12 protein-coding genes and 1 tRNA gene are annotated in these 13,075 nt (G+C 55.3%); 11 read left to right on the forward strand and 2 right to left on the reverse strand.

Translation table 11 applies throughout. The annotated features are described in order from the left end of the window. Positions 1–6 precede the first annotated feature (6 nt). The 7 genes from ispE (at position 7) to ychF (ending at position 5,551) form a co-directional block, all read left to right on the forward strand. On the forward strand, positions 7–945 hold the full coding sequence (gene ispE / locus NIZ92_RS03075; protein ID WP_254002684.1) for a 4-(cytidine 5'-diphospho)-2-C-methyl-D-erythritol kinase: 939 nt from the start codon (positions 7–9) through the stop codon (positions 943–945). Positions 946–950: 5 nt separating this feature from the next. Beyond that, a tRNA-Gln gene (locus NIZ92_RS03080) sits at positions 951–1,027 on the forward strand. Positions 1,028–1,131: 104 nt separating this feature from the next. Then, on the forward strand, positions 1,132–2,082 hold the full coding sequence (locus NIZ92_RS03085) for a ribose-phosphate pyrophosphokinase (protein ID WP_009461085.1): 951 nt from the start codon (positions 1,132–1,134) through the stop codon (positions 2,080–2,082). 96 nt (positions 2,083–2,178) lie between these two features. Then, positions 2,179–2,778, forward strand: a complete 600-nt coding sequence (locus tag NIZ92_RS03090) for a 50S ribosomal protein L25/general stress protein Ctc (protein ID WP_254002685.1) — start codon at positions 2,179–2,181, stop codon at positions 2,776–2,778. Between the two features lie 128 nt (positions 2,779–2,906). Next, positions 2,907–3,503 (forward strand): aminoacyl-tRNA hydrolase, encoded by a 597-nt coding sequence (gene pth / locus NIZ92_RS03095; RefSeq protein WP_009461083.1) that lies wholly within the window; start codon positions 2,907–2,909, stop codon positions 3,501–3,503. A gap of 3 nt (positions 3,504–3,506) precedes the next feature. Continuing rightward, positions 3,507–4,328, forward strand: coding sequence for a CPBP family glutamic-type intramembrane protease (locus tag NIZ92_RS03100; protein ID WP_060186287.1), 822 nt, complete (start codon positions 3,507–3,509; stop codon positions 4,326–4,328). A gap of 131 nt (positions 4,329–4,459) precedes the next feature. Further along, positions 4,460–5,551: a redox-regulated ATPase YchF gene (ychF, locus tag NIZ92_RS03105; protein ID WP_026485056.1), complete on the forward strand. Its 1,092-nt coding sequence runs from the start codon at positions 4,460–4,462 to the stop codon at positions 5,549–5,551. Between the two features lie 144 nt (positions 5,552–5,695). On the opposite strand, the gene NIZ92_RS03110 is transcribed toward ychF, so the two are convergent. Then, complete coding sequence (locus NIZ92_RS03110) at positions 5,696–6,493, reverse strand: helix-turn-helix domain-containing protein (protein ID WP_035271234.1); 798 nt, start codon at positions 6,491–6,493, stop codon at positions 5,696–5,698. A 96-nt stretch (positions 6,494–6,589) separates the two neighbouring features. Here NIZ92_RS03110 and NIZ92_RS03115 point away from each other — a divergent pair, with 96 nt between their 5' ends. From NIZ92_RS03115 to NIZ92_RS03130, 4 genes are all read left to right on the forward strand, one after another. Beyond that, on the forward strand, positions 6,590–7,360 hold the full coding sequence (locus NIZ92_RS03115; RefSeq protein WP_115634262.1) for a crotonase/enoyl-CoA hydratase family protein: 771 nt from the start codon (positions 6,590–6,592) through the stop codon (positions 7,358–7,360). 103 nt (positions 7,361–7,463) lie between these two features. Further along, positions 7,464–9,371: an asparagine synthase (glutamine-hydrolyzing) gene (gene asnB / locus NIZ92_RS03120; RefSeq protein WP_254002686.1), complete on the forward strand. Its 1,908-nt coding sequence runs from the start codon at positions 7,464–7,466 to the stop codon at positions 9,369–9,371. A gap of 50 nt (positions 9,372–9,421) precedes the next feature. Then, entirely contained in the window at positions 9,422–10,306 is an 885-nt protein-coding gene (locus tag NIZ92_RS03125; RefSeq protein ID WP_254002687.1) for an EamA family transporter, read from the forward strand. Between the two features lie 107 nt (positions 10,307–10,413). Continuing rightward, positions 10,414–11,190 carry an aminoglycoside adenylyltransferase domain-containing protein gene (locus tag NIZ92_RS03130; RefSeq protein WP_254002688.1) on the forward strand — a complete coding sequence of 259 codons (777 nt, stop codon included), beginning with the start codon at positions 10,414–10,416 and terminating at the stop codon, positions 11,188–11,190. An 88-nt stretch (positions 11,191–11,278) separates the two neighbouring features. Here NIZ92_RS03130 and NIZ92_RS03135 read toward each other — a convergent pair whose 3' ends face one another. Beyond that, the gene (locus NIZ92_RS03135; protein ID WP_254002689.1) at positions 11,279–12,892 is read right to left on the reverse strand and encodes an ABC-F family ATP-binding cassette domain-containing protein; all 1,614 of its coding nucleotides are present in this window, start codon (positions 12,890–12,892) and stop codon (positions 11,279–11,281) included. Positions 12,893–13,075: the final 183 nt, after the last annotated feature.

Below are 13,075 nucleotides of genomic sequence, written 5' to 3' on the forward strand. Positions count from 1 at the left end.
TGTGTAATGGCGCTCTACAACGTCCCGGCTCCGGCCAAGATCAATCTGTTTTTGCACGTCACGGGTCGTCGTGAGGACGGCTACCATTTCTTGCAAACTGCTTTTCGTTTTGTCGACCTGAATGATTACCTGAGCTTCGTTCCACGTAGCGATGGGCAGATCCATCGCGCACACAGCACCCTGAGCAATGTGGAGCCTGAACAGGATCTGGTGATCAAAGCCGCTCGTGCCCTGCAACAGGCGACCGGCGCTCGGCAAGGCGTAGATATCTCTTGTATCAAGAACATCCCTTCGGGAGCAGGGATGGGCGGCGGCTCCAGCGATGCGGCCACCACCTTGATTGCCCTGAATCGTTTATGGAACCTGGGCCTGAGCCGTCAGGCCTTGATGGATATTGGCTTGCCCCTGGGCGCCGATGTACCGGTTTTTGTATTCGGACAGGCCGCATTTGCCCAAGGGGTGGGCGAGCAGTTGCAGGCCATTCAGATGCCGCCACGACACTACATCATCATCCGTCCGCCGCAATTTATATCCACGGGGGAAATATTTACTTCCGAATGCTTGACACGTGATGAAAAACCCATCACAATGACGTTCTTTACTGATTGGCAAGAAAAATTCTGGCAAGCCAAGGACGACAATCCTTATTTTGGCAGAAACAATCTGGAGTCAGTAGCATTCAGTCTTTATCCTGGTTTAAGAAATTTAAAACAGGGCTTGCAAAGATTAAAATTGAATGCTAGAATGACGGGCTCAGGTTCTTGTTTGTTTGTTGAGTGCAGAGACGAACAAAGCGCCAAGACAGGTCAGTTTGAAATTGACCAAAATAGCAGTAAAATAGATTTTTCTGGTAGCGAAGAATCAAATAGTGGTAAATTGCTGGTCGAACAAACTTGGGTTTGTTCAGGTTTGCAAGATCATCCGCTACGCGACTGGATTAAGTAAGTATTTGGGGAATCGCCAAGCTGGTTAAGGCACTGGATTTTGATTCCAGCATGCGAAGGTTCGAATCCTTCTTCCCCAGCCACCTTTCAGGCCTAGCCTGCGATAATGTAAAGCTGTTGAGTCGTTTCCTTGTAGGGGTTTCGATCAACAGCTTTGCTTTTCCTGCATCAAAATCTATCTCCCATCATGGCACAAGACCGATTCATGATCTTCACCGGCACGGCTAATCCTCGCCTTGCTGTCGATGTCGTCAACCACCTTGATATGTCGCTGGGGAAAATGACGGTGGGTCGCTTCTCTGATGGGGAAGCCATGGTTGAAATCAACGAGAACGTGCGCGGTCGCGATGTTTTCGTTCTGCAGCCCACCTGTGCTCCCACCAACGACAATCTGATGGAAATCATGGTGATGGTCGATGCCTTGCGCCGTGCTTCGGCCGGTCGCATCACCGCCGCCATCCCTTACTTTGGTTACGCCCGCCAGGATCGACGCCCCCGTTCGGCGCGTGTGTCGATCTCTGCCAAGGTCGTGGCCAATATGTTGCAAGTGGTCGGTGTCGATCGCGTCATGATGATGGATCTGCACGCTGACCAAATCCAGGGTTTCTTCGATATCCCTGTCGACAATATCTACGCTTCCCCCATTTTGCTGGGCGATATCTGGCGCTGTAACTACCAGGATATGGTGGTTGTCTCGCCTGACATCGGTGGTGTGGTGCGCGCACGTGCACTGGCCAAGCAACTGGAAGTGGACCTGGCCATTATCGACAAGCGTCGCCCACGTGCCAACGTCTCCGAAGTCATGAACATCATTGGTGATGTCAATGGACGCACCTGCATCCTGATGGACGATATGGTGGATACGGCCGGTACGCTGTGCAAAGCGGCTGAAGCTCTGAAAGAGCGCGGTGCCAAGGCGGTTTACGCCTACTGTACGCACCCTGTGCTCTCGGGCGAAGCTATCGAACGTATTACGCAGTCCCAATTGAACGAGCTGGTTGTAACGGACACCATTCCTTTGTCCGCCAAGGCACGTGAATGCAGCAAGATTCGCCAGCTGTCCTGTGCAGCACTGTTGGGCGAGACCATCTTGCGTATCTCCAACGCCGAGTCCGTCAGCTCCTTGTTCACTGATTAAGTTTTTTAGCGTGCGCTGGTCGCGGCGCACGTCAACTTGGTAGTTCGCTACCACTTTCCGCAGTACGTATTAAGCGTTCTGCAATTGGAGTTCTACATGAAATTCACCGCTACTTCGCGTGATGTACAGGGTACGGGTGCGAGCCGCCGCCTGCGTCGCGCTGGCCAGGTTCCCGCTATCGTTTACGGTGGCGACGAACAACCCGTCGTGATCGCTCTGGATCACAACGAGACCTACCACAACCTGCGCAAAGAAGCCTTCCACGCTTCCATCCTGACGATGGAACTGGACGGTAAAGCTGAAAAAGTGCTGTTGCGCTCGGTTCAGTGGCACCCTTACAAGCAGCAAGTTCTGCACGTTGATTTCCAACGCGTTCTGGCTTCGCAAGCCATCACCACCAAAGTTCCTCTGAACTTTGAAGGTGGCGATGTGTCCCCAGCCGTCAAGCTGAGCAGCCAAGTTATCAGCCACATCCTGACCGATCTGGAAATCACCTGCTTGCCAGCTAACCTGCCAGCGTCCATCACTGTGGACCTGAGCGGCATGACTGCCAACGCCAACATGCACCTGGACAGCATCAAGCTGCCACGTGGTGTTACTTACGCTGGCAACGAAGCCAACCCTCTGCTGGCTGCTGCTTTGCCAGTTGGCGGTGGTGCTGCTGCTTCGGAAGCAACAGAAGAAAGCGCCGAGTAATCAAGATTGCCAGCCGGCTTCGGTCGGCTCGCAGCTTGGCGAATCAACCCCTGTCAGCGTATGCTGGCGGGGGTTTGTTATTTGTGCCTGCGCCTTTGCCGGAGCAGGCGCTTTCTGCGAAAACATTCATGTCTGAGCCTATCCGTTTGATTGTTGGCCTGGGTAATCCTGGCCCTGAGTACGAAACCACCCGTCACAATGCGGGCTTTTGGTTGGCAGACCAGTTGGCTGATGATCTGCATGCAACGTTCAACCTGGAAAAATCCTTTTTCTCCTGGGTGGCCAAAGCGCGTTTTGAAGGTGAAAACGTCATCATCGCCAAACCCATTACCTTCATGAACAAGTCCGGGCAAGCCGCCGGCGCCTTGATGCGTTTCTACAAGCTCAAGCCCGAACAGGTGCTGGTCCTGCATGACGAACTGGATTTGCTGCCCGGTCAGGTGAAGATGAAAAAAGGCGGTGGGCACGCCGGGCATAACGGCCTGCGCGACATCCAGTCCGCCTTTGGGACACCGGATTTCTGGCGCTTGCGCCTGGGCATTGGTCACCCTCGCACCTTGGGCCTGGCCCAGCAAGTGGTGAACTTTGTACTGCATACCCCTCGCAATGAAGAGCTGCGCGAGATCGAGGACGGTATGAACCGTTGCCGCGTCATGATGCCTGCTTTGCTGCGTGGCGACTTTGAGCAGGCGACCCGCCAGCTTTACGCGCCCCAGAAGGCTTGACGCATGAAGCCAGCGCCAAGCAGCCAGATGCGTTTCCGGGACGAGCTTAAAGATTTCTTTTATTTTCTGCGTCACCCTCGTAGCGCCCGGCGTTTGCCTGGCAGAGTCCAGGGTGACGGCTGGTATCTGGATTGGTTTGCTCCCTTGCCCTGGAAGCGTCTGCTGCAATGGGCGGGCATGCTGTGGCTGATTAATGCGCTGGTACTGGGCCCGATCGCTGTCTCGGTAGCAGGTGTGGGCGGTGCGCAGCATCGTCTGGACCCGACTCGTATTCCCTGGGTGCAAGCCATTATCTGGGCACCTATTGTGGAAGAGCTGGTCTTTCGTTTCGTGCTGAGACGGCCGTCACAATGGCTGACGGTTGTTCCGCTGGCGGTGTTCCTGATGTTTCAGGGACCAGGCTGGTGGTTGATACAAGGCTTGCTGGTCTTGTGCCTGGCTGTCTGGATTAGCCGTTATACCGGCATGCCACGCCAAGCCTTGCCCGCAGGCAGTAGCTGGTGGCGCAAGCTGGTGGGTGCCTTGCAGGGAAGGGCATGGCGCTTTTCATCCATGCGACGCTATTGGCGTTTCTTTCCCTGGGTGTTTTATGGTGCAACGCTGGCCTTTGGAGCGCTGCATTTGTATAACTTCCAGCTCAACAGTATGAGCTGGTATTTGCTGCCCATGCTGGTGCTGCCCCAATGTTTGACAGGGTTGGTACTGGCCTGGCTGCGAGTGCGTCGAGGCATTGGTGCATCGATCGTGCTGCATGCCATCTTCAATGGTGGCCCGGTCTTGCTGATTATTGGCTTGCTCAAGCTGTTTGACGGCATTCCAGTCTAGACAAGCCCGCGTCTCAAGGCGCTATCCTGTGTCCCCGGCACGACTGTTCTGATCTGTCTGCAGGCTCTGTAGCGCCCAAGGGCGCTACAATAGCGCATCGTTTATATAACTCTTTGATTTTCAGGATACTCATGGCACTGCAATGCGGCATCGTTGGCTTGCCCAACGTTGGTAAATCCACTCTGTTCAACGCTCTGACCAAAGCCGGCATTGCGGCTGAAAACTACCCCTTCTGCACCATCGAACCGAACGTCGGTGTGGTCGAAGTTCCTGACCAGCGTTTGCAAGATCTGGCCAAGATCGTGAACCCCGAGCGCATTTTGCCTGCCGTGGTGGAATTTGTAGACATCGCTGGTCTGGTCGCCGGTGCTTCCAAAGGCGAAGGCCTAGGTAACCAGTTCCTGGCCAACATCCGTGAAACCGACGCCACCGTGCACGTGGTGCGCTGCTTTGCCGATGACAACGTCATTCACGTTGCCGGTAAGGTTGACCCCTTGGCTGACATTGAAATCATCAACACCGAGCTGGCGCTGGCCGACTTGGGCGTGGTTGAAAAAGCCGTGCACCGTAACCAGAAACTGGCTCGCTCGGGTGATAAAGACGCTGCCAAGCTGGTAGCCCTGCTGGAGCGTATCGAGAAAGCACTGGGCGAAGGCAAGTCCGTGCGTTCGTTGAAACTGGACGCTGAAGAGCTGCACCAGATCAAATCCTACGGTTTCATCACCGCCAAGCCCACCATGTACGTGGCCAACGTGAAAGAAGACGGCTTCACCAACAACCCACACCTGGAAGCTGTGCAGAACTACGCTGCTGCTGATGGTGCTCCTGTTGTGGCTGTCTGTGCTGCTGTAGAAGCCGAAATCGCTGAGCTGGATGATGCAGACAAGCTCGAATTTCTGTCTGATCTGGGCATGGAAGAGCCTGGCCTGAACCGCGTTATCCGCGCTGCCTACAGCCTGCTGGGCCTGCAAACTTACTTCACTGCAGGTGTTAAAGAAGTCCGCGCCTGGACCATCCGCGTGGGCGATACCGCCCCTCAAGCTGCAGGCGTGATCCACACCGACTTTGAGCGCGGCTTTATCCGTGCACAGACCATCGCTTTTGATGACTTTGTGGCCTGCAAGGGCGAACAAGGTGCCAAGGAAGCCGGCAAGATGCGCGCTGAAGGCAAGGAATACGTTGTGAAAGATGGTGACGTGCTGAACTTCTTGTTCAACGTCTAATACCCTAGAGCGTCTTTTGACGTGCAGAGTAAATAGCAGGCCTTTGGATATTCCAAAGGCCTGTTTTTTTATGACGCGTGACGTTGCTCTTAAAGTTTATAAAAAAAGCCAGAAAATTAAGCTAATGAAAAGCGAGCGTTAGACTTAATAAACCGGCACTTCCCTGCTCGTCGCCAGATACTGGCTAGGCGGTTGCCCCAAAGCGCGACGAAAAATAGTAGAAAATGCGCTGGGGCTGCTAAAGCCCAGATCCGAGGCCACTCGGGTGACCGGCTCTCCATTTCCCAAACGAGTAATCGACACCAGCAGGCACATTTGCTGTCGCCAGGCCAGGTACGTCATGCCCATATGCTCCTTGAAGCGACGGGTGAAGGTGCGGCGGCTTAGCATGGCCCAGGCGGCCATCTCATCAGTAGAGATATTCTGGGTGGGATTATCCAGAAAGCGCTGACAGGCGGCCCCGAGTCTGCTGTCAGAGGGCAGGGGGGCACTCAGGCCCAGCCTGGGCATCAGCCGGATTTCTTCTACCAGTAGACCAATGACGTGATGAGTACGTTCGCAATCCGGCCGTTCGGCAGGTAGTTCCATGGCCGCGCTGAACAGATGCCGCAGCAAGGGCGAGACGCCGAACACCTGGCAGTCATCAGGCAGTTGCGCCTGTTCGATTGCCTGCCGTGTCAGATAGGTATTCACCATCGTGACATCGCCACGCATATGCATTTCATGCGCCACGCCCGGCGGCACCCACAGTGCCCTTTTGCTGGGCACGACCCAATTCCCCTTTTCCGTAAACATCGACAAAACCCCCGATGCGGCATAGGCAAGCTGCCCGCACTGGTGCACGTGCCTGGGAAAGATCGACCCTGATGTGAAGGCACGCAGGCTGACTTCCACATCCCAGTTCGAGTTTTCCAGAGGGTAGTCATTCACGGAAATGCTCATGGCCCAATTTTGCCAAAAACTGACCCACTTTTAAAGGTGGGAATCCGGCAGTCCCCATAAGATCAGCAAACATTAATTACTTGGGGATAAGAGGGAATGGACGATTTTGAGTATTTAACGGTGCAGCAGGAAGGTGCGGTGCTGCTGGTGGGTTTGAACCGGCCAGAAAAGCGCAATGCCATGTCCTTGGCGGTGATGCATGAATTGCGTCGTGTTTTTTCCACGATAGGCAGCGACATTGGGGCCGCTGTTCTCTACAGCACCAGCAAGCATTTTTGTGCGGGCCTGGATCTGGGTGAAGTGCGCAATCAGTCGGTGATTGATTGTGTGCATTTCTTCCGTGAGTGGCACGAGACCTTCGAGCTGATTCAGTACGGCAAGGTCCCCGTCGTGGCGGCCATGTCGGGCGCGGCAATTGGTGGTGGACTGGAAATTGCCACGGCATGCCATATCCGAGTGGTCGATGAGACTGCCTTTTTCTCTTTGCCTGAAGGCATGCGTGGTCTTTACGTGGGGGTAGGTGGCTCCGTGCGCCTGCCTCGTCTGGCGGGCTTGAGCCTGATGACGGACATGATGCTGACAGGCCGTAGCGTTTATGCCGAGGAGAGCATCACCAAAGGTATTGCCCAGTATCTGACGCCCGAAGGCGAGGCCCTGGCCAAAGCCAAGGAGCTGGCCAGGACGATTGCCTCCAATCTGCCCATGACCAATTACGCCATTACTCATGTGCTGCCGCGTATCACGGATCAAAGCCAGCAAGACGGTTTGCTGACCGAGGCCTTGATTGCCGCCGTGGTTCAGTCTGATCCGGAAACCAGTGCCAGGCTGGCAGATTTTCTGGACAAGAAAAAGAACAAGGTGAGCTAAGCCCGGCATCAGCAAGAAGCAGAAGTTTCTCAATTAAATCGCCAATCAAGCGATGGCGCTGTGACTTGGCATCAAAAACAAATGAGCAGTAAGGGAGAGCTGTATGTGTGGTTATGTCGGTGTGTTCTCTGCAGTCCCTACGGACTTGCCCCGAAATATGTTTGATCAGGCTTTGCGCGAAATTCACCATCGCGGGCCCGATAGCTCCAGCACCTGGTTTGACCCCATGGGGCAAGTGGGTTTTGGTTATGTGCGACTGGGTTTGGTGGGCCTGGGAAATGGCACCCAGCCTATTGTCGCGGACGAGGGTGATCTGGTTCTGATGGTGAATGGCGAGTTTTATGACTACAAACGCATTCGCAAAGAACTGGAAGACAGTGGTTGCCGCTTTAAAACATCGTCAGACAGTGAAATTGCACTGCATTTGTACCGGCGACATGGTGTGCGTGCGCTTAAAGAGCTGCGCGGCGAGTTCTCGATTCTGTTGTATGACCGTGCACGTCGCCAACTGATTGCGATCCGGGACCGGATCGGGGTCAAGCCCCTGTACTACGCCGAGCATAATGGCCGATGGTACTTCGGCTCCGAGATCAAAGCCTTGCTGGCAGCTGGTGTGCCGGCTCAGTGGGATGAGGATTCGTACGCGAATCGCTATTTCATTTTGCGCGATCGTACCGTGTTCCAGAAGATCCGCAGCGTGCGACCAGGCTCTTGGCTGATCGTGGATCAAAGCGGCGTTCAGACCGAGAGCTATTGGGATTGGAGCTTTCCGGATTCAGGCCAGACTCTGGAAGCGCGCTCTGAACAAGAGCAGATTGAGGGGCTGCGCGCAGTGGTCGAGGAGTCGGTCAAACTGCGTCTGCATGCGGATGTACCAATTGGGGTTTGCCTGAGTGGTGGCCTGGACTCTTCAGCCATGCTGGGCATGTGCACGCAATTGCAAGGTCAGCAGCTGCAAGCATTTCACCTGTCTTTTGAGGGTGAAGAGGGTTACGACGAGCGCCATTTTGCCGAGATTGCTGCCCGGCATAACCAAGCACACATGAATGTGCTTAGCGTCAGCTCCAATGACCTTGCAGACAATTACGAACATGCTCTCTGGCACGCTGAAGTGCCCTTCACCAATGCTCATAGCGTAGGCAAGTACCTATTGTGCAAATTTGTACAGAGCAATGGGATGCGAGCCGTTATTACCGGCGAAGGGGCTGACGAGGTGTTTGCCGGTTATCCCTATAGCCGCCGTGACATGCTGTTGTACGACAACCAGGGCCAGGATCAGACCGTAGTGTCCGAGTTGTTGCAGCAGATGGGGGCAGGTTCTGGTCGTTATCTGGATAGTCAGGAAGTAGGGACGGCCTGGGTGAATCGCGAGTTGGGACACAAAGTCTCTTGGCTGGATGGGCAGGCCGGAATTTTTGATCCTTTGGCCAGCTTGTACAGCACGGGCTTTATGGACAGAAATGCGTATCGCGATCCCTATGGCCAGTTCTACAACCGCCTCAAACCGCATTCCTTTGCGTCCTGGTCGCCTGTGAATCGGGCCCTGTATATGGTGGCCAAATCCAGTTTGCCCAATCTGGTGCTGACGTCGCTGGGTGACCGCATGGAGATGGCAGGCAGTCTGGAGGGGCGTCCTCCGCTGCTGGATCACCGTGTCGTGGAGTATGCGTGCAGCTTGTCCATCCCCATGAAAGTACGTGGCAAAACGGAGAAGTACGCCTTGCGTGAAGCCATGCGGCCTTACCTGCCTGCTGAAATCTACGAGCGCAAAAAACAGTACTTCCGTGCGCCGCCAGCCAGCCTGGCACCTCAGTCGCGGCTGCATCAGTTTGTCAGTGACACCCTCCATAGTGATCTCCTGAATCGGGTGCCCTTTTTCGATGCCAGTCGAGTCAGAAATTTCCTGAAGAAAATCCCCACGCTTTCCTGTGAGCAGCGCTTGTCGGCTGATCACTTGCTGATGGAAATCGCGGGGCTTTGCTTGATGCAGAAACGGTTTTCAATCAACTAGTGGAGCAGGCCGGGGAATTGAACCCCCGGCCTTGTCTGGAGCTGTCGGACATGCAAAAAAAACACCTGATTCTTGCCATTTTGGTCACTCTGGTTTGGGGAGTGAATTTCCCGATCACCAAGCTGGGCTTGCTTTCCATGGAGCCTTTTCTGCTTACGGGGATACGTTTTACTCTGGCGGCCTTGCCGCTGGTGTTCTTCATTCCCAGACCCAATATCCCGTTTCGCTATGTGGTGATTTATGGCTTTATTTTTGGCCTGGGCATGTGGGGGATTATCAACTATGGCATTCAGGTGGGTGTCCATCCGGGCGTGGCCTCGCTGCTGATTCAGCTTAGTGCCTTCTTTACGATGGGCTGGGGCGCTTTGCTGTTCAAGGAACGCTTGCGAGCGACGCAGTGGCTGGGGGCCTTGATCGCGTTTGTGGGCCTGGTGGGTATTATCTTGTCTCAGGGTGGCGGGGATGCCACTTTCGGGTTGGTGCTGGTTGTGTTGAGTGCCGTGTCCTGGAGTATCGGGAATGTGATCATCAAGCTGTCCGGTGTGAAGGAGATTTTCTCGTTCATGGTGTGGGCCAGCCTGTTTCCACCTATTCCACTTTTTCTGGTTTCGTACTGGCTGCACGGGGCCGAACCCTTCACGACTCTGCCAGAGGCGATCAACCTGATGTCGGTCATGTCGATTCTGTTTCAGGTTTATCTGGCTACGCACTTTTCTTACTGGGGCTGGAATTCCTTGCTCAAGCTGTATCCGGTGTCCACGGTAGCCCCCTTGTCCTTGCTGATTCCGGTGTTTGGTTTGGGCAGTTCCATGCTGATATTGGGCGAGCAAGTAAGTTTTGTGGAGGCCTTGTCGATCTGCGCGATTATTGCGGGTCTGGCCTTTGGGCTTTATAAAGGGCCGGTGCGTCCGGTTTCGTATCCAGCGACGCGCTAAGAGTTTGACGGGCAGTCGGGGTGTGTGAGGGTGCATGGCAGGAAGGGGCCACCAACCTTGATGGCTGTCTTATGTCGCTAATCCTGTTTTTGAAGAGACTTTGTTGAATGCTGGATTCAGAAAATCCAAACAGCCAGTTGCGCGCTACCTTGGAACTCGTACAAAAAATCTTGACCCCTAATGTGCAAGCTCTTTATCTGCACGGTTCCGCTGTGGCCGGAGGGCTCCGGCCACAAAGCGATCTGGATATATTGGCGGTGGTTGATGCTCCCCTGTCAGATGAACAGCGGCAGGACCTGATTGCAGCTTTATTGCCTGTTTCAGCCCCTCATCCGGCCACGCCTGGTGGTCCGCGTTGTATCGAGCTGGTGGTGTGTCATATGGCAGATATTCAACGCAATGTTCATCCGGCCCAGGTGGAGTTCATTTACGGTGAATGGCTGCGGGATGCCTTCAAGGAGGGCTACTTGTCCGACGCCGCTGCTGACCCGGAATACACCTTGCTCTTGGCCCAGGCCCGCCAGCAGGCGCAGTTGTTATGGGGTAGGGATGTGCTGGCCGATATGCCTGCCACGCCGATCGAGCATATACGCCAGGCAATGCGGGATGGTGTAGATCCCTTGTATGAAGGGTTGCGTGGAGACGAGCGTAATGTTCTGCTGACCTTGGCACGGATGTGGCGCACAAGTGTTCAAGAGGACTTTGTGACTAAGGAGCAGGCTGCTGAGTGGGCTATTCCCAGGCTGTCCGCGGAGCTGGCCAAGACCTTGGAATATGCGCGTCTGGCGTATGTCGGTGAGGTGCTTGATCGCTGGGACACAAGGGGCAAGGAAGCAGAGCGTTTGGCGCAGGCACTACTTGGGAACATTAAGCAGGCTTTGTAAGAGTGCGCCCTGAATTTGGCCCTCGGTCCCACCGCTATCAGTGGTTGTCGTTCAGATGGCGGGGGAGCGCCACTTATGTTTTGCGCCGCTACCAAGGTAGCAATCTCCAGCCTTCTTCACTAAATTCCAGCCGTTCCGTCAGCCCAAGATTGTTCATGAAGGCATCGTCGTGCGAGACCACCATCAGCGTGCCCTGGTAGCTGCTCAACATGGTTTCCAGGGCCAAGGTTGAAGGCAGATCCAAATGGTTGCTGGGTTCATCCAGAAGCAGCAGTTGTGGCGGAGGATCCGCGTACAGCACGCAGGCTAGGGCGGCTTTCAGGCGTTCGCCACCGCTCAGGGCAGCGCTGGGGCCGGTGACTTTTTGGGCGTCCAGTCCCAGCTGTGCCAGACGCATGCGTAAATCGCCCTCGCTGCTTTTGCGGTTGACGGCCTGTATTTGTTCCAGCACGGTTTGCTGTGGATCCAGATCGGCCAAGCCCTGATCCAGATAAACATGTTGTGGCACTACTTTGCAGTGGCCTGAAACGGGTGCCAATTGGCCTGCAATGACCTTGAGCAGCGTGGATTTGCCGCAGCCGTTCGGACCTATGACTCCTACTCGTTGCTGGCCGCTTAACAGCAGTGTGACCAGGGCTTGGTTGGCCGGGACATAGGGGAGCTTCACCTCATCCAGTTCCACAACGCGCTGGCGGGTCAGCGGCATCAAGGGCAGGGCGTGCAGATTGATAGCGGTGTCCTGCTCGATCAACTCGGCAGCCTCCTGTACGCGTTGTGCCAACTGCTTTTGGGCCGTCACGTGTTGCTGACGCAGTTTGCCGGTGGTGGCTTCACTGCGGCCCTTTTGCCTGTCCAGCAGGATTTTGGCCTGATTGGCCTGCTTGCCCTGTTGATTGCCGCGTGCCTGTCTACGCTCCTGACGTTGACGCTGCTCTTGCATGGTGCTTTCTGCGCGCTGACGCTCCAGCTTGCGGTGCTCCAGCTGGTCCATGGCGCTTTGCTGCTCCAAGGCTTTCTGCTCGGCGTAGTGGCTGTAATTGCCGCCATAGCTACGCAGCCCCAGGGAAGACAGCTCCACAATGCGCTCCATCGTGCCCAGTAGTTGGCGATCATGGCTGATGACCAGCAGGCCATGGGGCCAGTGTCGTAATTGTTCGATCAGGGCAAGCCGGTTGTCGCGATCCAGGTGGTTGCTGGGTTCATCCAGAATCAGGAAATCGGCCTGAGACAGCAAGGCATTGATCAGCGACACCCGCATGGCCTGGCCGCCGCTTAATGTTTCGGCAGGCGTCTCGGCAGTCAGATGACCCAGACCATTGCGCTCCAGCGCTTCCTGCAATTGCTGTCGAATATCCCAACGGTCTTCGATCAGAGTGAAGTCTTCTACGGCGCTACTGCCGGCTTCAATCCGGGCAAGGGCGTCCAGTGCCGGTCCTACGCCCGCCAGATCGGCGACGCGCAAGCCACTGACAGAAGCCACTTGCTGCGCCAGATAATGCACTTTTCCCGAGCGCAGGCAACGGCCACTGCTGGGCTGGAGTTGCCCGGCTAGGATTTGAGCCAGAATGGTTTTGCCCACACCGTTGCGTCCGACAAGGCCAGTGCGCCGCGAGTCGAAGGTTTCGTTCAGTTGGGAAAACAGGGTCTTGCCTTGCGGCAAGGTATAGGACACGCTTTCCAGCGTCAGATAAGGATTCGTCATGCGTAATGCTTCCATTAATGCCAAGAACTCCCCCTGCGTTGTGGGGGCGGGTGGAGACTGGCCGTCAAAGAGACGGCGGCATTAGTGGCGCATTGGACGAATACCTCACGGGAAATGAATCGAAGCCACACTATAAAAGCATTTTGCCGGGAAGGTAAAGCCGGTCGGGCTTTCAAGGGAGCC

This window comes from Alcaligenes sp. 1735tsa3, from assembly GCF_024134565.1.
Taxonomy (GTDB): Bacteria; Pseudomonadota; Gammaproteobacteria; order Burkholderiales; family Burkholderiaceae_B; genus Alcaligenes; species Alcaligenes phenolicus.

Excerpts from the sequence above, each read along its gene's own strand:
- ispE (WP_254002684.1), top strand. The coding sequence starts at position 7 with ATGGCGCTCTACAACGTCCCGGCTCCGGCCAAGATCAATCTGTTTTTG.
- NIZ92_RS03085 (WP_009461085.1), top strand. The coding sequence starts at position 1,132 with ATGGCACAAGACCGATTCATGATCTTCACCGGCACGGCTAATCCTCGC.
- NIZ92_RS03090 (WP_254002685.1), top strand. The coding sequence starts at position 2,179 with ATGAAATTCACCGCTACTTCGCGTGATGTACAGGGTACGGGTGCGAGC.
- pth (WP_009461083.1), top strand. The coding sequence starts at position 2,907 with ATGTCTGAGCCTATCCGTTTGATTGTTGGCCTGGGTAATCCTGGCCCT.
- NIZ92_RS03100 (WP_060186287.1), top strand. The coding sequence starts at position 3,507 with ATGAAGCCAGCGCCAAGCAGCCAGATGCGTTTCCGGGACGAGCTTAAA.
- ychF (WP_026485056.1), top strand. The coding sequence starts at position 4,460 with ATGGCACTGCAATGCGGCATCGTTGGCTTGCCCAACGTTGGTAAATCC.
- NIZ92_RS03110 (WP_035271234.1), bottom strand. The coding sequence starts at position 6,493 with ATGAGCATTTCCGTGAATGACTACCCTCTGGAAAACTCGAACTGGGAT.
- NIZ92_RS03115 (WP_115634262.1), top strand. The coding sequence starts at position 6,590 with ATGGACGATTTTGAGTATTTAACGGTGCAGCAGGAAGGTGCGGTGCTG.
- asnB (WP_254002686.1), top strand. The coding sequence starts at position 7,464 with ATGTGTGGTTATGTCGGTGTGTTCTCTGCAGTCCCTACGGACTTGCCC.
- NIZ92_RS03125 (WP_254002687.1), top strand. The coding sequence starts at position 9,422 with ATGCAAAAAAAACACCTGATTCTTGCCATTTTGGTCACTCTGGTTTGG.
- NIZ92_RS03130 (WP_254002688.1), top strand. The coding sequence starts at position 10,414 with ATGCTGGATTCAGAAAATCCAAACAGCCAGTTGCGCGCTACCTTGGAA.
- NIZ92_RS03135 (WP_254002689.1), bottom strand. The coding sequence starts at position 12,892 with ATGACGAATCCTTATCTGACGCTGGAAAGCGTGTCCTATACCTTGCCG.